The organism is Erwinia sorbitola (assembly GCF_009738185.1).
GTDB classification, from domain to species: domain Bacteria; phylum Pseudomonadota; class Gammaproteobacteria; order Enterobacterales; family Enterobacteriaceae; genus Erwinia; species Erwinia sorbitola.
Window position 1 is genome coordinate 242,721 of sequence record NZ_CP046509.1, and the last position, 19,526, is coordinate 262,246.

Here is a 19,526-nt window from a genome sequence, read left to right on the forward strand (position 1 = left end):
TGGAAGAGGGTCTTCCGAGTCCAGGTACTGACTGGCATCATTTATCAGCAGCGGCGGGTACGGATAGTAAAAATCGGACAGTACGAAGGTGCAACAGATGCACTGTTTTAGTGCTACCTGGCGCTAACCATGCGCTAACTTTTGCTTATCAATGATAACGAATGCGGTCGTTCCACGCGGCGAGCAGGGTACGGCGCTGATAGTCGAGCGGGGTGGTGCTGATCAGCTTTTTAAACTCGCGCAGAAAATGCGACTGGTCGCTGAAGCCGAGGTCGAGCGCCATATCGGAAAATGAGATCTGTCCCTGCTGATGCAGGCTGTGCAGCGCCGCCTGGCAGCGCATAATACGGCCGAAAGCCTTGGGTGACATCCCGGTGTCCTGGCGAAACTGGCGCTGAATCGTGCGGCAGGTATAGCCGGTTAACGTCTCCAGCTGCTCTACGCGAATATTGCCTTTCTGTTGCAGGATGGTGTGGATAATCGTCGCGGTCACCGCCGACGTCTTGCGCATCAGACGTGGAATAAAGTGGCGATTAAACAGCGCTATCTGCTGTGAAAACAGCGGCGTATGCAGAATCTGTTCGCAGGCCTGACGTGCATCCGGCACCACATCGAAAAAGTTAAACTCGCGATCCGTCAGCTCCTCTGCCATCACATCAAGAAAGTCCGGAATAACTCCCGGCGCAAAGCGCACACCAAAATAACGGTGGTTACGGTTGAGTGCTGCGCTGCGCGCTTCCAGGGTGGTGCCGCACACTCTGGCCACCGGCTGTGCGGCATCGCAGTCAAAAACAATATCAACGCAGCCGTCCGGCACTGCCAGCGTCAGGTTCGCCGACTCCGACACTTCAAAACTGTAAAAATGAGAAATCGCCGGGTGGCTGCTGGCCATCAGTGAGTAGTGAGTTGCGGCACTGAGAACAAACCAGGGCTGCTGCGGCTGAATATCGACCGGCGGACGGAAAACGGTGAAATTTGACATGGGCGGCTCCTGCAACGGGGATGACCAACCCTCGTTGCAATTCGGGTGCCATATCCCGTTGTCCCATTCAGCATCATGTCGCAAAAGTTCAATACAGCCCGCCAGGCCCCCCGCTATTTTCAACCTGAAGCGCAACGTTGATTGCAACGTCACTCACTTATCTAAATGGGGTAACCGGCATGTCTGACGCAACTAAAATTGATTTTATCTATCTTTCGGAACAGGACATGATTCGTGCCGGGGTAACGGATATGCCCGCCTGTGTGGATACGATGGAGGAGATGTTTGGCCTGCTGTATCAGGGCGACTACCGCATGGCGGGATCGAATAATGATTCACACGGTGCGATGGTCACCTTCCCGGAAAACTCGCCGTTCCCGGCGATGCCTAAACCAACCGCCGATCGTCGTTTAATGGCGATGCCTGCCTACCTGGGCGGCAGTTTCTGTACGGCCGGGGTGAAGTGGTACGGCTCAAATATTGCCAACCGCCAGAAAGGACTGCCGCGTTCAATTCTGATGTTTACGCTGAATGATGCCGATACCGGAGCGCCGCTGGCGCATATGTCGGCCAACCTGCTCTCTGCTTACCGTACCGGTGCCGTTCCTGGCGTAGGCGCCCGCCATCTGGCGCGTAAAGATTCTAAAGTGATTGGCCTGCTGGGGCCGGGCGTAATGGGTAAAACCGCCGTCGCGGCGTTTATTGCCGTCTGTCCGCAGATCGACACCATCAAAATCAAAGGGCGCGGACAGCACAGCCTGGATACTTTTATCTCCTGGGTGACCGTCACCTTCCCGCAGATCGCCACCATTGAAGTGGTCGACAGCCTCGAAGCGGTGGTAAGGGGTTCCGATATCGTCACTTATTGCAGCTCCGGCGAGGTGGGCGATCCGTCGACCTATCCGCTGGTCAAACGCGAATGGGTCAAGGCCGGTGCATTCCTGGCGATGCCCGCGCTATGCAATATCGATGAGGGTATGGAGCAGCCGGACGTACGCAAAGTGCTCGACAACACCGGCCTGTATCACGCCTGGTACGAAGAGGTGCCAAAGCCCGCACATCACACCATTCCGGTGATTGGCGTGCGCTTTATGGATATGGTCGCCGAAGGAAAACTGACTCACGCGCAGCTGGAAGATATCGGCCAAATCATCGCCGGGGATGCGCCCGGCCGTCAGAGTGACGATGAGATCATCATTATGTCGGTGGGTGGGATGCCGGTGGAGGATGTGGCGTGGGGCACGGTGGTTTACCGCAATGCGCTGGCACGCGGTATCGGCGTGAAACTGAATCTGTGGGAAACCCCCGTTCTCTCTTAATCCTCGTTATTTTTGCCGCCTTGTGCCAATGCCAGTGATTGAGAGATCAATAAAAGGAGAGAGATATGACCGTTATTACTAAAGTGAAAACCGGATCGATTTTCGAAGAGAAAGCCAGCTACTCGCGCATTGTGGCGGTAGATAACTGGATTTATGTCTCGAATACCGCCGGGCGTCATCCGCAGACGAAAGACATTCCGGAGGATATCAGCGCTCAGACCCATCAGGTGTTCGCCAATATTGAGCAGGCGCTGGCCGCAGTGCAGGCGACGCTGGCCGATGTGGTGATGTCGCGGGTGTTTATACAGGATCCGCAGGATGTGCCGACGGTGATGGCCATCATTGGCGAAAAGTTTCGCGGAATCAATCCTGCTTCTACGGTGACCTGTCCGCCGCTCGGCTCCACTGTTTATAAAGTGGAGCTGGAAGTGACCGCCTATCGTGGCGCATCTGCCGCAGAAATCGTCGAACTCACCGTGGCGCTGTAACGCCCGCTAAAGAAGGTATCTATGGCCCCTGTGATTGCTCCGGTTCACACTAATACCACGCTGCCCGCTGCCACCACCGTGGTAGTGATTGGCGGCGGTATTGTTGGATTAACGGCCGCGCTGACGCTGGCAGAACGTAATATCCCCGTGGTGCTGCTGGAAAAAGGCCGCCTGGCGGGTGAGCAGTCCTCACGTAACCTCGGCTGGGTGCGTAAAACCAGCCGTATGGCGGACGATATTCCGCTGGCACTCGCCTCTGACCGCCTGTGGGCCGCCATGGCGGAGCGTACCGGGCAGGATGTTGGCTATCGTCAGGCCGGGATCATGTTTGTTGGCCGTACTCTGGCACAGATGGCGATGTATGAAAACTGGCTGAAATCCGTAGAGCATCTTGGCCTGGATTCGCAGCTGCTGAGTGCGCAGCAGATTGCGGCGCGGGTGCCGGGCGGCAGGGAAACCTGGGCGGGAGGTATTTATACTGCTTCTGATGGTCGCGCCGAGCCGACGCTGGCATCCAGTGCGATTGCTACAGCAGCCATTGCCAGAGGTGTAACCATCGTTGAAAACTGCGCGGTACGCAGCCTGTCGCTGGCGGGGGGCAAAGTCAGCGGCGTTGTGACGGAAAAAGGGGAGATCCGCTGTGAACAGGTGCTGCTGGCCGGAGGGCTGTGGTCACGGCGTTTTCTCGGCAACCATGGCATATCGCTACCGACATTGCCGTTAATCTGCTCGGTTCTGCGCACCACGCCGATGGACGGGCCAACGGAGATCGCCGTGGGCGCACCGGATTTCTCCTTCCGTAAGCATCACGATGGTGGCTTTATTATTACCCAGCGCGGTGCGCTGGATGCCTCGCTGACGCTGGATCATCTGCTGATTGGTTGGCGCTATCTGCAACAGTTACGCAGTCAGCGCAGCTTCCTGCGTATTTCGTCAGGCAAATATTTCTTTAAAGATCTGGCGCTGGCTCGCCGCTGGAAAGCACACAGCCGCTCACCGTTTGAGCGGGTACGCACTCTCGATCCCGAGGTTAACCCGGCGCTGAACCAGGAGGCGATGACTAATCTGATCGCTGCCTGGCCTGCTTTTAAAAACGCGGTTATTGCTGACGCCTGGGCCGGGGCCATCGACGTGACACCGGACTCCAATCCGGTGATTGGGCCGGTGGCGAAAATACCGGGCCTGACGCTGGCGACAGGATTTTCAGGACATGGATTTGGCACGTCGCCCGCCGCCGGGCAGCTGGCTGCCGACCTGGTGTCAGGCTCTCAGCCGATTATCGACCCGCAGCCCTATCGGTTTGAGAGATTCTGAGGCTCAGTCTCCCAGAGCTGGATACCGTCGCGGCCGGTGCGTTTAACGCTGTAAAGCGCCTGGTCGGCATGGCGCAGCCACTGGTGAATGGATTCGGCGGTGGCTGCCGGAGCAATACCGATGCTCACCGAACAGCGGAAGTCTGGTGAGGCAGGTAGCTGAATCTGCGAGATTTTCTCTTTTAACGCGGCGGCGAGCATCACAATAGTGTTGCTGTCAGCATCGCGCACAATCACCCCCAGTTCATCCCCCCCAAAGCGAGCGGGGATATCCCGGATGCCTACTTCCGTGCGCAGCAGCATGGAGATCTCCGCCAGCAGATAATCCCCGGCTTCATGGCCGAAACGGTCATTGACCTGCTTAAAGTTATCCACATCCAGCAGCAACAGCCAGGCGTGGCTGTCACCCCGCTGGGTGCGCAGGTACTCACTTTCCAGCCTGCGATCGAACAGGCGGCGATTAGGGATTTTCAGGCTGGGATCCATCAGGGAGATACGCTCCAGCTCGCGATTTTTGCGGCGCAGGCTGAGGGTTAGCTGATAGGAGACGGCGCTTAACACCAGCATATAGCAGGTCGCCAGCGGCAGCGTCAGCCACACCGTACGGGTGCTGAAGGTGAGCTGTAGCGGCATACCGATGACGCTCCACGCAGGAATAAAAGCCAGCAGAAAAGCGGCGATGGCTGATTTTAACTGCGGCCAGCCCCCGGCGGCATAGCGGTCAGAGGCCAGTACCGCCATGATAATCAGTGACGGCAGCGGGCTGATGGCCATCACCGCCACCCAGACCCCGCCAAAAGCGGCGTCGATGGTGAGATTGCGCCGCTCGGTATTGGTTGGATCGTTGGAAGATTGTGCCAGCATCCAGGCGATTATCGGCCAGATAAAGGCATTGATACTGAGCAGAATGGCCAGCCACAGCCCGCGATTTAACTCTGTCAGCACCGACAGGATGGGGAAAAAACACAAAAAAGTACCCAGTTGCCGCATGGCGAACATGCGACGAATAAAGCGCATTGAGCGCTGTTTTAATTGTCTGTCATCAGGAGAGTAATAGTGCATGAATGCGCGACATTGTGCCGATCGATGGTGCAGTGTATCGGAAAAAAAGTAACGCGTTGGTAATTTTATTAGTGCCTGAGAATAATGCCAGCAGACGAACGCTGCTGGCATTAACAGGTTGGAAAATTATCTAATTAAAACGAGTAGTTAGCCGATACTGAGAAGTTGCGAGGCGCGCCATAAACCACGTAGGTACCCATATAATCGTAATACTCGCGGTCGAACAGGTTATTGATATTAGCCTGGACGGAAACCTGCTTAGTAACCTGATAACGGCTGAACAGATTCACCAGCGTGACAGGGGACTGATCGATATAGTCGCTGCCTGCCGGGCCGTCCGCAACATTCGCCCAGGTTTTATTCTGCCAGTTCACGCCACCGCCTACGGTGAGATCCTGCAACATTGGCAGACGATAGCTGGTAAACAGTTTGGCGGTAGTGCGCGGTATTTCCGGCATAACGGCAGTACCGTTACGCTGTTCAGCTATATAGCGCGATGCACCGAACGTCATCTGCCAGTTATCGGTTAATGCACCGTTCACTTCAAACTCTACGCCGCGGCTGACCGCATCCACTTCGTCATAGGCATATTCAGTGGTGCCAGGAATATAGACATAGCTGTTAACACCCAGCCCGTTCTGCTCGGTACGGAACAGTGAAAGCGTGGCGGTCAGACGGCTGTTATTCCAGTCGCCTTTGATGCCCGTTTCGTAGCTTTTGCCCGTTACCGGATCGAGGTACTGCGCGCTGCTGTTACGTGAGGTTTGCGGCTGGAAGATGCTGGTGTAGCTGGCATACAGCGAGTAGGTATCGTTCAGGTCGTAGGTCAGACCGGCATAAGGCGCAATCTTATCGGCATCGTTATTACCGGACGTGCCGTTAGCGCTCCAGTCGGTGTAGCGGGCACCCACCAGCAGTGACAGTGGATCGGCGAGGGAGAAGCGGGCCGCCGTATAGACCGACTTCTGGCGAATAGCGTCATCCAGATAAGGCGTAAAAGGTGACCAGTCGGTGGCCCCTGTGGTGCCGTTCCAGTTACGGAAATCACCCACCTGCGAGCTATCCAGATTGGTGAAGCTGTTAAAGAAGGTGTTGTCCTGCTTGCTGTAGCTACCGCCAATCATCAGTTCATGACTGCGGCCCAGCAGTTCAAACGGGCCGTTAGCATAGAGATCTACGCTGTCGGTGGTGCGGCGACCTTTGTTCCAGCCGCTGTAAAGCAGGCTTCCCGTGCCGGTGGCTTTATCCGGGTAACCGCTGGCATACATCAGACGAGTGTCAAAATTGGTGCGGGTATGGCTGCCGGTGGCCTGTGCCTGCCAGCCGCTGTCAAATTTATGCGTCAGGGTGGCGAAAAACTTATTGGATTCTTTATCGCTGTACGCCCAGTCTGCGCCGGAGTTAAAGCTGCGATCAAAATGGGTGCGCTCGCCGTTGCTGTAGAAGGTTGGAATACCGCCCCAGCTTGGGTCTTCAGTGCTGCTCTCCTGATAATCCCACCCCAGCGACAGCGTGGTGGAATCGCTCAGATCGGCATCCAGCACGGTGGTGAGGAATTTCTTACGGGCATGATAGCGATCCAGCCAGCTGTCATTTTCCTGGTAACCGCCGATGGCGCGGCCGCGTACGCTACCTGACTCATTCAACGGTACGGTGATGTCGCCCACGTAGCGCTGCTTATCCCAGCTGCCGGTTTCCGCCGACAGGCTGCCGGTCACGACTTTACTGTCGGCGTGCTTGCGCACCATATTGACAGAGGCTGACGGATTACCGGATCCGAGCGCCAGGCTGTTCGCACCGCGAATCACTTCGACACGGTCATAGATAGCCGTATCTGAACGCGCGTCACCGAGATCCCAGACATCGGTCACCACGGTCGGTACACCATCAAACAGATAGTTATTAATCAGGAAACCGCGTGAATAGTAGTTCGAGCGATCGGAGTCGATATTTGAGGCAGAGACGCCAGTGGTATTGTTCAGCACATCGCCAACGCTTTGTAGCCCCTGATCCTGCATGCGCTGTTTGCTGACGATTGACACTGACTGCGGAATATCACGCACCGTCAGCGGCATTTTGGTACCCGCAGTGGTCACCGGCACGCTGTAGTCGGTGGCCGCCTGCTGTACTGCGGCACTATCTGCACTGGCTTCAACGGTCAGCGTATCGCTGGTGCTATCGGCGGCAAATGCAGGGTGCAGCGCGGAGATGACCAGCAGCGCGGCGATTGACGGAGTGAAAATAGGTGTAGCAGATAATGACGCTGAGTGAGTTTTATTATGGGCTGCTGAACGAGAAATTGGCACGATCATTCCTGGAATAAGTAGCTGATGTTATGTAACGGCCTGCACCGGGCACAAAGAGATCTACCGTTTGTCCTTAGGCGGTATTGGCACGCTGACTAATCCATGATGTCGCGGTGAGGTCCACTGGCACTGCAAATTGGCAATATTGCTTGTAATAGGAAGTAATGGGAAAGCAAATGAGAACTATAATTATTTAGGTATTGGATGTAAATATTTATTAAGCATGCGGGGAACTAATGCGGGTTTGGGGAATCATGGGGGGATCATGGCGCAGCGAACCTGCCCGGCCCCGGGGATAAAGAGGGAGCCGGACAGGGCAGGATTACAGCATCAGAAATCTGCTTTCAGTACCACGCGGAAATTGGCTTTTCCGGCGCGAACGTGATCCAGCGCTTCGTTGATTTTCGACATCGGGAAAAACTCAACGTGTGGCGCAATATCGCGACGTGACGCCAGCTTCAGCAGGGAACGCAGCTGACCAGGCGAGCCGGTAGAGGAACCAGTAATCGCTTTATCACCCATGATCAAATCAAAAGCACCTACCTGGAAAGGCTTCATCACGGCACCAACGGTGTGGAATTTTCCCTTCGGTGCCAGTGCATCAAAGTACGGCTTCCAGTCAAGATCGACGGCTACGGTGCTGAGGATCAGATCGAAGCGTCCGGCCTGGGCCTTCAGCGCTTCCGGGTCACGGCTGTTGACCACTTCATCGGCACCCATATCAAGGATCGACTGTTTTTTACCCGGCGTAGAGCTGAATGCCACCACTTCTGCACCCATCGCCCGCAGGATTTTGATGGCGATATGGCCAAGACCACCAATCCCGATCACGCCCACGCGGCTGGTGGCGGTAATATTGCTCATCAGCAGAGGCTTAAACACGGTGATACCGCCACACAGCAGCGGGCCGGCGCTGGTGGCATCCAGGCTTTCCGGGAGCGGGATAACCCACTGCCAGTCTGCACGCAGCTTCTCGGCAAAGCCGCCGTGATTCAGAATGGTTGGCGTGGTGCCCTGTTCGCAGTTCACCTGCTCACCGTTAATACAGGCGTCGCAGTGCTGGCAGCTTTTTGCCGTCCAGCCAATGCCCACGCGCTGGCCTATTGACAGCCCTTTATTTTTTGCCGCTTCGCCGAGTGCGGAAACGCGCCCGATCACTTCATGGCCGGCAATGGTCGGGTACTGAGAGATCCCCCATTCATTGTCGATCATCGACAAATCGGAATGGCAGACGCCACAGTATTCAACTTCGACTTCCACTTCCTCTGCACTCAGCGCGCCAGCGTCGAACTCATACAGCTCCAGGGCCTGTCCTGCTTTCATTGCAGCATAGCTTTTAATTTTCACTTCAATACCTCAGATTCAGTTTACGGTCAGGGGAGAGTGTAGCGCCCCGGGGTGTTAAAGTTGTTTTTTCGCCGCACAAACTGCGCATCAGCCGGAGTGAATGAGGTTTTTTTGTGCAAAAAAAGCCGGGAAAGAAGCAGGAGCCTGCCAGAACATGCCCTTTTGATGCCACATTCCACTTATATTGTTATTTTTCTCAGGTTAATATCAGGGACAGAGTCATTTTATATCGGCAAAAAATGCTTTTTTTTCACGAATGGTAATTAAGTATATTTAATTAATTCCTCAGTGTAATCCTAATGATGTGTTTTTTGTGAGATTAACGCTGATGATCATAATGGTGTTTTAATTTTACAAGCCTTAAATCATATTAATATGTCTTAATGGTATATGTTTTTAATTATTTTGTAATAATTAAAAATGCTTTATTGTTGTCGCCTTATGCGTTAGATCAACCGGTGTGATATTAAGCTGTGAATGCTTCAATATACGGGGTGTGTTGTATTTTTTATTAATGGAGTCTGTAATAAAGGGATTTTGTTATGCGAGTTTTTAGAAAAAGATTTTCCTTTAATCTTATAACCCTGGTGCTTTTTCCCCTCAGCGCGCTTGCATCATCAACATGGGAAGTGAATGATGGAACGCAACTTCAGGTATCTCAGGGAAATACCACCACAGGTGAGAAACAACCTACATTATCCGCCAGCGGAAAGAACAGCGTATTGACCACCGACCCGGGTCTGAACTTTATTACTACGGGAGACGTCTCGCACGGTCTTCAGGTCAGTGATGGAGCAGAAGCCAATATCAATAAAGCTTCTATTTCAACTCAGGGGGATTATGCCCATGGGGCAGAGGTTGATCAGGGTACGCTTAAGATGAATGGCGGGAATATTCATGTTAGCGGCGACAACTCGTTCGGTATCTCTGCTACTGGAAATTCCACCGTTGACCTTAAAAACACCAATATTACCCTTGGGCAAACGTTAAATGAAGGGATCGATATTAGTGGCGGAACGCTTAACGGGAGCGGGTTAGTATTAACGGCAAATAAACCGCTAATGTTGAATGTGATAGAGCTGTCCAATCGCGCTCAGGCGATACTAAAAGACACGCAAATCATTCTTAATGGCAGAAGCTCAAGTTTTGGTATCCATGTTAATGACGCCACCCTGAATGCGTCAGGGTTGATTATTAATGCCAGTAATAAAGGGCAGGGTATTCTGGTTGAGAAAAGCAGCCAGCCGGGTGATGCGTTGATCCTGAGTGACAGCAGCATCTCTACCCAGGGGGAAAACGCTACGGCAATTTCCTCGCGCGGGCAAAGCGTCCTCAATAATGTGAATCTCAACACCAGCGGTGATTTTGCCCATGGCCTGAGTCTGGAATACGGCGGTACGGCGCAGGTAAACGGCGGGCATATCGAAACGTCAGGACGTTATGCACATGGAATCTGGCTGACGACAGAGGATTCCGCGTTGCAGGTGAAAGATACGGTGTTCAGCATTTCGGGTGACAATGGTATTGCGGTATCGGCGACGGCAGGCAAGGCATCACTTGACCATATTCAGGCCACGATATCCGGAGAGGGCGGGCGCGGTATTGTTTCCCAAACCCAGCTGGATGCAAAAAATATCAATGTGCTCACCGTTGGTAAGAATACTACTGGTGTGCAATCCAGCGGTGCTAAGGCCAATATGACGTTAAGCAACTCATCTATCACCACTACCGGGAGCAGCGGCACCGGGATAGTGGCATCCGGTGGCGGCAAAATCACCGCCGATGGCACCACTCTGACGACCAAAGGTAAACAGTCCATCGGCGTCATACTGAGAAACGGCACGCTGGGTATGACTAACAGCAGCATTGCCACGATGGATGGCCCCGGATTGTATGTCGACAGTAGCGCCACCAGCGAGGTATCACTGGATAATACGCAGCTAGCCAGTGGCGGTTTCAGTGCCGTGCAGACGGTGGGGAGCGGACTGAACCTTAATCTGACTAACGGGACAGTGGTCACCGGAGGCAATGGCGATGTACTGAATGCCATGACTGCGAAAGACAGTCAGGGTGCAGATGTACGCAACAGTCAGGTTAATGTGATGGCGGATAACGCTACCCTGAATGGGAACGTGCTATCCGACTCATTGAATAATCAGGTGGATCTGAACCTGAAAAATGGTTCGACGCTGACCGGCTACACGAAGAATGTCAGCAGCATGATGCTGGATCAGGCCAGCGTCTGGAATGTCACCGGTGACTCCGATCTCAACAGCTTGCAGCTGGATGGTCACGCTCAGTTCGATGGCAAAGAGTTCCATACTTTAACCGTCAATAACGATCTGAGCGGCAGCGGTGTGATTGGTATGAACGTGCAGCTGGATGATGACAGTTCGCCGGGCGACAGGCTGAATGTGAAGGGGAATGCCACCGGGAAATTTACCGTAAATATTACCAATAAGGATGGCAAGGGCGCGCAGACGCAGATGGGGATCCCGGTGATTAACGTGGCCGGTGAAACCGGAGGCGTCACCTTCACTCAGTCAAAACCGGTTCTGGCCGGTAACTATGAGTACTTCCTCAACCCGGTGAACAGTCACGACTGGTATTTGCAGTCCAGCTATAAGCCGACCACCAGTACTATTCCGAATACACCCATTCCCACCCGCGCCTATCGTCCCGAAACGGCAGGCTATCTGATGGGGCCTTATCTTAACGCAGCCTATGCTTATACGGCTGCCGGAACCTATCACCAGCGCCTTGGGGCCAGGCAGGGGGATAAGGCCGTTTGGGGCCGTATCTATGGGCGTCACGATCTCTACGGCGCTGGCCGCTTTGGCTATGACGGCAATACGGTGTTTATGCAGCTGGGCAGCGATCTGTGGCGCGGAAACCTGGCTCCTGATTTTGAGGGGCGTTCAGGGGTGATGGTGACCATCGGGGATATCCACACTAATGCGCGCGATTATGCGCGTAGCGAGCGTTCTGGCCTGTCAGTTAATACCGGCAAAATCAAAACTACTGCTTACAGCGTGGGCGGATATTTTACCGCTGAGGCAGACGATGGCATGTATCTGGATACTGTGGGCCAGATGACCTGGTATCGTAACCGTTTCAAAAGTGCCCATGATTCCCGGCAAAGTAGCTACAGCTCCTTGCTGTCTGCTGAAATGGGGATGCCTTTTACCGTCAGCGGGCTGGTTAAACTGGAGCCGCAGTTGCAGCTGATGGGGCAGTATCTGCACAGCGGTGAAATCCGTTCTCATGGTGTTAAAGTCAATCGCAGTCATGACTTCCTGGGGCAGGCGCGTGGCGGGGTGCGAATGTTTTATGACCACAAGGATATTCAGCCCTGGTTACAGGCAGATGTGGTACAGCGAATGGGCAATCTTCCCGGTATCACAATGAACGATGAGAATTTAACACCTCATGTCCACTCCGGCTGGTGGCAAATCGGAGCGGGGGTTCGCGGCAAGGTTAACAAGGAGATCAGCCTGTACGCCGATGTTAACTATCAGCACGGTTTTGGCCAGGGTATAGAGGGCTACGGCGGTAATATCGGGATGAAGTACGAGTTTTAAGTCATTTCTTTTACGATAAAAAAAGGGCTGGCCGGTTTACCGGTCAGCCCTTTTATCACCAACACGTTTAGCTCATCAGAACTATTCGTTAATACGCGGATGCTGATCGATCAGGCGGGAGCGTTTCGCTTCCAGCTCAGTAATCTGCTCGCTGATATCATCGATTTTCTGTTCAATATTGTCGTGATGCTCCTGCAAAATCTCTTTCGCTTCGGCAATATCTGAAGCGGCAGGGGTTGCGCCACGCAGCGGCATATTGGCAGTTTCTTTCATCATAATACCCGTCACCAGGCCAATCACAGCCACCACCATCAGGTAGTAAGCAGGCATATACAGATTGTTAGTGGTTTCTACCAGCCAGGCCACTGCGGTTGGCGTCACACCGGCAACCAGCACAGAGATGTTAAAGGCACTGGCCAGCGCACTGTAGCGGATGTGAGTCGGGAACATGGCGGGCAGGGTGGATGCCATTACGCCGGTGAAGCTGTTGAGGATCACCGCCAGCACCAGCAAGCCGGCAAAAATCAGCCCCATTACGCCGCTGTTAATCAGCATAAAGCACGGTATTGCCAGCAGCAGCAGCGCGATGCTGCCGATAATCACGAACGGACGACGACCAAACTTATCGCTCATCAGGCCCATTACCGGTTGCACAAACAGCATACCCAGCATGATAGCGATGATAATCATCACACCATGGTCTTCTGAGTAGTGCAGGTTATGCGACAGGTAGCTCGGCATATAGGTGAGCAGCATGTAGTAGGTCACGTTGGTCGCAATCACCAGACCAATACAGGAGAGCAGGCTCTTCCAGTGCTTGGTGGCAATCTCTTTGAAGGAGACTTTCGGCCCTTCAGCCAGACCTTCACGATCGCCCTGTTCCAGTTTTTCCACGTGCTGCTGGAACGCCGGTGTCTCTTCCAGAGCATGACGCAGGTACAGCCCGATAACTCCCAGCGGCAACGCCACGAAGAACGGAATACGCCAGCCCCAGTCGAGGAAGTTTGCTTCACCAATAATGGCGGAAATCAGCACCACCAGCCCGGCACCGAGCACGAAACCAGCAATGGAACCGAAGTCCAGCCAGCTGCCCATAAAGCCGCGCTTACGGTCAGGAGAGTATTCAGCAACAAAAATTGATGCGCCGGTATACTCACCGCCTACCGAGAAGCCCTGAGCCATTTTACACAGCAGCAGCAGAATCGGTGCCCAGATACCAATCGTGGCATAGGAGGGAATTAAGCCGATACAGAAGGTACTGATCGACATAATGATGATGGTCATCGACAGGATTTTCTGACGACCGTATTTGTCACCCAGTGCGCCGAAGAACAGGCCACCTAGTGGACGGATTAAGAAAGGAACGGAGAAGGTTGCCAGTGCGGCAATCATTTGTGTGCCGGGATCTGCGCCCGGGAAGAAAACCTGACCCAGTGCGTAAGCGACAAAGCCATATACACCGAAGTCGAACCACTCCATGGCATTGCCTAATGAGGCCGCCGTAATTGCTTTACGCAATCTGGTATCGTCAATAATTGTAACGTCTTTTAACCCAATCGGCTTGACACGCTTCCTACGTAACTTCATATAGAGCACCCTGTAATTATCTGTTTTTCCAAGATAAAAATCTCGCCGCTATGGTCAGACCCGTGGTTTTGACTGACCGCTCACGGGAGAAAACCAGCTGCGAAATGCGCCATCGTCAAACATTGAACGGTGCCAATGTTGCACGGCAGCACATTCTGCCAACTATACAGTATATCCTCTCTTTGCCACCTGGCACCATTTCAGCAGGAAACTTCCTGTTTGCCGGAAAAAAACCTGCATTTGTACGGTGTTTCCTACTAATAATTTGCAATGGGCTGGCGAATAAAATCAGAGGAGGCAGTTTAATGCAGGCCAATAAGTTAACCTTATCATTGGCTTGATGCAAATAAACTGAGAAAAAATTGTGGAGCGAACTCTGAACGGTTGATCTCAGTCAGTAATATTCATCGCCGCTTTTTGGGGAAAAGGTGAGTAAAACAAAAACAATAATTTCCAAAATTACGGGTTCACTAAGCTGGATAGTATTGAAGAATATTTAAAATATTATTGCCATGATGCTCTGTTATCTACTCGCATTTATCACCTGCTTATTCGCTGACAGTCGTCAGGTGTGCGGCTGCCACTTACAGGCTCGGTTCTGCCGCAGCGTTCTGCTGCGCAATCCATTGCATCAGGGCCGTGTTGTCCATCGGTTTGGCATAATAGTAACCCTGGATATACATTACGCTGTGCCTCTTGAGATATTCCATTTGCACGGCGTTCTCTACGCCTTCAGCGACGACTTTTAGCGCCAGTTTATCGGCCAGCATAATAATGGCATCCAGTACTGGCGTCTCGCCGTCGACGCTCTCAATAGCATTCACAAAGCCTTTATCAATTTTCAGATAATCGAGCGGGAAAGTTTGCAGATAGGTCAGCGAACAGTGGCCGGTGCCGAAATCATCAATGGCAACCTTCATTCCTTCATTACGCAAGGTTGTTAATTTACGCCCGACTTCTGCGCCGTCTCTGATCAGGCTGCGTTCCGTCAGTTCGAGAGTGATAGTGGCGTTTAAATGCGCCACATCCAGGGCAAACTGGCGAATATCAGCAACAAAATCCTTATCCTGCAAATGTTCCGCCGCCACGTTAATCCCGAGATTAAATCCGGGCGGCACCTGCCAGTTGACGCAATCTTTTGCCACCAGCTGCAGCAGATGCCGGGTGAGGGGAATAATCATCCCTTCGTCTTCTGCGGCGGCGATAAAGATATCCGGGCGTACCCAGCTGCCGTTGGGTCGCTGCCAGCGCAGCAGCGACTCGGCTCCCGATAAGCAGCCCGTGACCTGGTTATACACCGGCTGATAATTTACCGTAAATTCATCACGATCGATGCCGCGACGAATATCATCGCGGAAGGAGCTTTTACGTTTTAGCCAGCTGTTGGTGACCATCATAAACAGCAGCGACAGAATGATCGCCATCGGCAGGAAAGTGAACAGCACCTGAAGCCAGCTGTGCAGCGCTTCGCTGCGTGGGGTGGTCAGGCTGACGGTAATCGCATAGCGATCGGAGCTGGTGGTATAAGTCGAGGTTCCGAGAAGCTCCTCATAGCTACTGAGTGGTTTCCCGCTGGCGATGCGATAACCACCGCCAAACTGCATGGTGATGTGATAGCCATGCTTAAGACCGATAGCCGTCATAAAGTCGATCAGATATTGCCCTTCCACCACGGCATAGCTGCTAAAGCCATCAGGCGTGGCCTGGGAATACACCACCGCAGGACGATCCTTCACGCCAAAAGTGCCGGGCAGTGAGAGCATCCATGAAGGCAGATGATGCCCGGGAAGACGGCCACGCAGCATGGTATCTAGCGTGGCGCGCGTCGAGCCAAAGGCCGATGAGCAATAGATCTCGTCACCGTGGGTCAGCCCCACCGAACGGAAATAGGGGTAAAGCGTACCGTAGCGCTGTAGCTGAGAACGGATATCTGCACACTGACGATTATTGAACTGGCGCAGACGGCTGGTCATCTCCCAGGCAAGCTGACTGACATGTTCAGCCTGATCTATCAGTGTAGATGCCGTAGTTTTCTGCTGATGAATAAGCGAGTTACGCGCTTCGAGAAAGGTAAAAACAAGGCAGAGTAACAGCGGCAATATACCGGCGACGGTGAGCCAGAAATAATCATGCTTAGGCTTTACGAATGCTTGCAAGCTGTTCCCCTGTGAGCTGCGCGATTGGGCCGCTGTCGCGCGAATAAACGGCCTGGATCCTGTGTTATAGGTTAATTATCGTCACACTATGACAATAATAGAATGAAAAGCCTCTTAATGACGTTTTAAGCGCTCTATTATCGGCGTAAGGCTGCCCGCAAGCGTTGATATTATGCAAAAATTACTGAATCGACCCTCACCTCTTTTTGTACAGCGTTTAACTTCACAGTGTCCCGCAAAGAGATGGGCCGCATCAGAACTTGCCGTGGCTATCCGGCTGACGTAATTTATTTTTTTACTGTTAAAGGAAGCCTGACGATGAAGATGAGCGATATTCCTTTTGGTACCACCGACTGGTCGGTGCTGGAAGCCACGGAGCACGCAGGAGAGAAGGGGAGCGCCTGGTGGCGCACGCAGCAGTTTGGTGAGGTGCGGGTGAGAATGGTGGAGTATACCCCCGGATATCTGGCCGATCACTGGTGCAGCAAGGGCCATATTCTGCTGTGCCTGTCCGGTGAGTTGCATACTGAGCTGGATGATGGCCGCCGGTTTACCCTGACGGCGGGTATGAGTTATCAGGTGGCGGACAATGCTGAAGCGCACCGCTCCTGGACGGAAAACGGCGCGCAACTTTTTATTGTCGACTAACCTGTCAAAGCTTAAGCCGCAGACTTGCTCTTCTGCGGTTCCTATTATTAAGAGTCAGAGCTGAAGTAGATCTGTTTCAGCGCCAGCTCGACGCCGCGAATTTCTGCCAGCCCCTTCAGACGGCCAATCGCGGAGTACCCTGGATTGGTTTTTTTATGCAGGTCATCCAGCATCTGGTGGCCGTGATCCGGGCGCAGCGGAATAGCACGCTGATTGCCCGCGCGACGACGGCGCTGCTCCTCGGCAAGAATCACTTTAATCACCCCTACCATATCCACATCTCCTGCCAGATGAGCGGCTTCATGGAAGCTGTTCGGGTTCTCTTCACGTTTGGTCGAGCGCAGATGCGCGAAGTGAATACGGTCGGCAAACGTCTCCGCCATTTTCACCAGGTCGTTATCTGCGCGGACGCCGTAGGAGCCGGTACAGAAGGTGAAACCGTTATGCAGACTGTCGACGGTCTCTTTCAGCCACTGCATATCTTCAAGGGTAGAGACGATGCGCGGCAGGCCGAGGATCGGGCGCGGTGGATCGTCCGGATGTACCGCCAGCACGATCCCCGCTTCCTCTGCTACGGGTACGATGGCGCGTAGAAATTCGGCCATATTTTCACGTAAACGGGCTTTATCAATGCCGTCATACTGGGAAAGCTGCGCCTGGAACTGCTCCAGCGTATAGCCCTCTTCCGCGCCCGGCAGTCCGGCAATGATATTGCGCGTCAGGGTGTCGATCTCCTGCTGGCTCATGGCGGCAAAAAAGGCAGCCGCTTCTTGCTGTTCCTGCGCGTTATAGTCCTGCTCTGCGCCGGGGCGTTGCAGGATATGCAGCTCAAAGGCGGCAAAAGCAATATGGTCGAAGCGTAGCGCTTTTGCCCCGTCAGGAAGCGTCCAGCCGAGGTCGGTGCGCGTCCAGTCCAGCACCGGCATAAAGTTGTAGCAGACCGTATCAATACCGCAGATACCCAGATTGCGCAGCGACTGTTGGTAATTGGCAATATAGCGCTGGTAGTCACCGCGCTGGGTTTTAATCGATTCGTGGATGGGGACACTTTCTACCACTGACCACACCAGGCCTTTCTCGGCCAGTAAGGCCTGACGGGCTTTAATCTCTTCAACCGGCCAGATATCGCCGTTGGGGATGTGGTGCAGGGCAGTGACGATCCCTGTAGCGCCCGCCTGGCGGGCATCGTCTAATGAGACCGGGTCTTTGGGGCCATACCAGCGCCATGTATGTTCCATACTTTCTCCTTCGGGGCAAAATCGACTGCGCCGATAGCGCCCCATCATAGTGAGTTAATTAATCTGCGATCGGGTCTTTAACGATAAAGAAATAGGCCAGCGCGCCAGCAAAAGTGACGCAGGAGCAGATCACCAGCGCCATATTGAACGAGCCGGTGGTATCGACCACCCAGCCGGTAACAATCGGAGCAAATGAGGCACAGATAAAGCTGCCGAAGTTTTGAATGCTGCTGACCGATGCCACCATGCGTGACGGAGCCATCACCTGTACCAGTCCCCATGCGGAGGTTCCGGCAAAGTGCACAAAGAACAGCGCCATGCTGATAAAGCCCACCGCCATTGCGGTAGACGTGGACTGCACCACCAGCAGTGTACAGGCGGCGGAGCAGACCAGACCCAGGCAAATCAGCGCCTTACGGGTTTTTGCCAGCCCATAACCACGGCGCGCCAGACGGTCGGCGACAGTACCGTTGACCAGCATACCTATCGAACCAAACAGAAACGGGATGGCGGCGACCCAGCCGGTATTGGTCAGGCTCAGACCGCGTTCGGCCTGTAAATAGCCTGGCAGCCAGGAGAGATAGAGCCAGCCGGTGTAGTTTACGCCGCTGAAACCGAGGATCATTCCCCATACGGTGCGCTTCTTAAACAGTGCTCCCCACTCTTTCAGCGATACGCGGGTTTTTTGCGACGGCACAGAGCCCTGATTAAGGTACTCCTGCTCTTCGGGCGTGAGGGCGAAGCGGTCGCGGTTGCGATACCAGGCATACCAGCAGAGGGCAATGGCTACCCCGGCTACCCCGATAATTACAAACATCATGCGCCAGCCAAATGCCAGCATCAGCGCCACTAGAATCGGCGGTGCAAACGCCTGACCGAAGGTGGTTGAGGAGTTAAAAATCCCCATTGGCAAACCGCGTTCCCGGGCGTTAAACCAGTCATTAACGACTTTGACGCCGCTCGGCATAAACGGCGCTTCGCCGATCCCAAGGCCAATACGTAACATAATAAAGTGGCTGAAGCTGTTTACGGCACCGGCCATTCCCTGCATCACTGACCAGAACAGCAGGCCGCCGCCGAGGACGATGCGCGGCCCGAAGCGATCCAGCAGCAGGCCGCTGGGTAACTGGGAGATGCCATAAGAGAGAGAAAATGCCGAGAGCAGTACGCCAAATTCAGTGGCAGACAGGCCGAGATCGTTACGGATCGCCGCATTAGCGATCGACAGCGATCCACGGTCAAGAAAGTTAATGATCCCCGCGAGGAACAGCAGCGTCAGCGAAACAGTCTGAATGCGCCGCAGGCGGCTGGATTTTTGCACTGGTGATTCAAAGGTTGAAACCGTCATCGGTGTTCCTCGTACGGCTCAACGGCCGTTTTTTATCAGGTAGTCACAGGGGTAGGTTGTCTGGCCCAGTGGTCAGGCCGCTGGGCCACAGGATAAACGCGAAGGGGAGTCGGATTCCGTGATCGCGATCGCAGCACGATGATCCCGGGTT

Annotated in this window: 13 protein-coding genes; 5 read left to right on the forward strand and 8 right to left on the reverse strand. The window is 53.8% G+C overall.

The features are described from left to right. Positions 1 to 148 precede the first annotated feature (148 nt). Entirely contained in the window at positions 149 to 982 is an 834-nt protein-coding gene (locus GN242_RS01040) for a helix-turn-helix domain-containing protein (RefSeq protein ID WP_154753449.1), read from the reverse strand. 179 nt (positions 983 to 1,161) lie between these two features. On the opposite strand from GN242_RS01040, the gene GN242_RS01045 reads away from it, so the two are divergent. From GN242_RS01045 to GN242_RS01055, 3 genes are all read left to right on the forward strand, one after another. Next, entirely contained in the window at positions 1,162 to 2,301 is a 1,140-nt protein-coding gene (locus tag GN242_RS01045; RefSeq protein ID WP_156286781.1) for an ornithine cyclodeaminase family protein, read from the forward strand. A gap of 65 nt (positions 2,302 to 2,366) precedes the next feature. Continuing rightward, positions 2,367 to 2,789 (forward strand): RidA family protein, encoded by a 423-nt coding sequence (locus tag GN242_RS01050; protein WP_156286782.1) that lies wholly within the window; start codon positions 2,367 to 2,369, stop codon positions 2,787 to 2,789. Positions 2,790 to 2,810: 21 nt separating this feature from the next. Beyond that, positions 2,811 to 4,103, forward strand: a complete 1,293-nt coding sequence (locus GN242_RS01055; RefSeq protein WP_156286783.1) for an NAD(P)/FAD-dependent oxidoreductase — start codon at positions 2,811 to 2,813, stop codon at positions 4,101 to 4,103. Here GN242_RS01055 and GN242_RS01060 read toward each other — a convergent pair. The 3 genes from GN242_RS01060 to ahr form a co-directional block, all read right to left on the reverse strand. Beyond that, positions 4,082 to 5,164, reverse strand: coding sequence for a diguanylate cyclase (locus tag GN242_RS01060; protein ID WP_154753453.1), 1,083 nt, complete (start codon positions 5,162 to 5,164; stop codon positions 4,082 to 4,084). The genes GN242_RS01055 and GN242_RS01060 overlap by 22 nt on opposite strands. Positions 5,165 to 5,298: 134 nt before the next feature. Continuing rightward, entirely contained in the window at positions 5,299 to 7,476 is a 2,178-nt protein-coding gene (fhuE, locus tag GN242_RS01065; protein ID WP_154753454.1) for a ferric-rhodotorulic acid/ferric-coprogen receptor FhuE, read from the reverse strand. A gap of 324 nt (positions 7,477 to 7,800) precedes the next feature. Continuing rightward, positions 7,801 to 8,817 carry an NADPH-dependent aldehyde reductase Ahr gene (gene ahr, locus GN242_RS01070; protein WP_156286784.1) on the reverse strand — a complete coding sequence of 339 codons (1,017 nt, stop codon included), beginning with the start codon at positions 8,815 to 8,817 and terminating at the stop codon, positions 7,801 to 7,803. Positions 8,818 to 9,446: 629 nt separating this feature from the next. Between ahr and GN242_RS01075 the strand changes: the two genes are divergently transcribed. After that, positions 9,447 to 12,398, forward strand: a complete 2,952-nt coding sequence (locus tag GN242_RS01075; RefSeq protein ID WP_197094755.1) for an autotransporter outer membrane beta-barrel domain-containing protein — start codon at positions 9,447 to 9,449, stop codon at positions 12,396 to 12,398. Between the two features lie 81 nt (positions 12,399 to 12,479). Here GN242_RS01075 and proP read toward each other — a convergent pair whose 3' ends face one another. Together proP and GN242_RS01085 are read right to left on the reverse strand one after the other, a co-directional pair. Next, entirely contained in the window at positions 12,480 to 13,985 is a 1,506-nt protein-coding gene (gene proP, locus GN242_RS01080) for a glycine betaine/L-proline transporter ProP (protein ID WP_154753456.1), read from the reverse strand. A 584-nt stretch (positions 13,986 to 14,569) separates the two neighbouring features. Further along, positions 14,570 to 16,141, reverse strand: coding sequence for an EAL domain-containing protein (locus tag GN242_RS01085; RefSeq protein ID WP_156286786.1), 1,572 nt, complete (start codon positions 16,139 to 16,141; stop codon positions 14,570 to 14,572). 318 nt (positions 16,142 to 16,459) lie between these two features. Here GN242_RS01085 and GN242_RS01090 point away from each other — a divergent pair, with 318 nt between their 5' ends. Beyond that, positions 16,460 to 16,789: a DHCW motif cupin fold protein gene (locus tag GN242_RS01090; RefSeq protein WP_156286787.1), complete on the forward strand. Its 330-nt coding sequence runs from the start codon at positions 16,460 to 16,462 to the stop codon at positions 16,787 to 16,789. A gap of 47 nt (positions 16,790 to 16,836) precedes the next feature. Here GN242_RS01090 and uxuA read toward each other — a convergent pair whose 3' ends face one another. Both uxuA and GN242_RS01100 read right to left on the reverse strand, forming a co-directional pair. Beyond that, positions 16,837 to 18,027 (reverse strand): mannonate dehydratase, encoded by a 1,191-nt coding sequence (gene uxuA / locus GN242_RS01095; RefSeq protein ID WP_154753459.1) that lies wholly within the window; start codon positions 18,025 to 18,027, stop codon positions 16,837 to 16,839. Positions 18,028 to 18,085: 58 nt separating this feature from the next. Continuing rightward, the gene (locus GN242_RS01100; RefSeq protein ID WP_154753460.1) at positions 18,086 to 19,375 is read right to left on the reverse strand and encodes an MFS transporter; all 1,290 of its coding nucleotides are present in this window, start codon (positions 19,373 to 19,375) and stop codon (positions 18,086 to 18,088) included. Between the last annotated feature and the right edge of the window lie 151 nt (positions 19,376 to 19,526).

Excerpts from the sequence above, each read along its gene's own strand:
- GN242_RS01045 (WP_156286781.1), top strand. The coding sequence starts at position 1,162 with ATGTCTGACGCAACTAAAATTGATTTTATCTATCTTTCGGAACAGGAC.
- uxuA (WP_154753459.1), bottom strand. The coding sequence starts at position 18,027 with ATGGAACATACATGGCGCTGGTATGGCCCCAAAGACCCGGTCTCATTA.
- fhuE (WP_154753454.1), bottom strand. The coding sequence starts at position 7,476 with ATGATCGTGCCAATTTCTCGTTCAGCAGCCCATAATAAAACTCACTCA.
- GN242_RS01055 (WP_156286783.1), top strand. The coding sequence starts at position 2,811 with ATGGCCCCTGTGATTGCTCCGGTTCACACTAATACCACGCTGCCCGCT.
- GN242_RS01090 (WP_156286787.1), top strand. The coding sequence starts at position 16,460 with ATGAAGATGAGCGATATTCCTTTTGGTACCACCGACTGGTCGGTGCTG.
- GN242_RS01100 (WP_154753460.1), bottom strand. The coding sequence starts at position 19,375 with ATGACGGTTTCAACCTTTGAATCACCAGTGCAAAAATCCAGCCGCCTG.
- GN242_RS01060 (WP_154753453.1), bottom strand. The coding sequence starts at position 5,164 with ATGCACTATTACTCTCCTGATGACAGACAATTAAAACAGCGCTCAATG.
- GN242_RS01050 (WP_156286782.1), top strand. The coding sequence starts at position 2,367 with ATGACCGTTATTACTAAAGTGAAAACCGGATCGATTTTCGAAGAGAAA.
- proP (WP_154753456.1), bottom strand. The coding sequence starts at position 13,985 with ATGAAGTTACGTAGGAAGCGTGTCAAGCCGATTGGGTTAAAAGACGTT.
- GN242_RS01040 (WP_154753449.1), bottom strand. The coding sequence starts at position 982 with ATGTCAAATTTCACCGTTTTCCGTCCGCCGGTCGATATTCAGCCGCAG.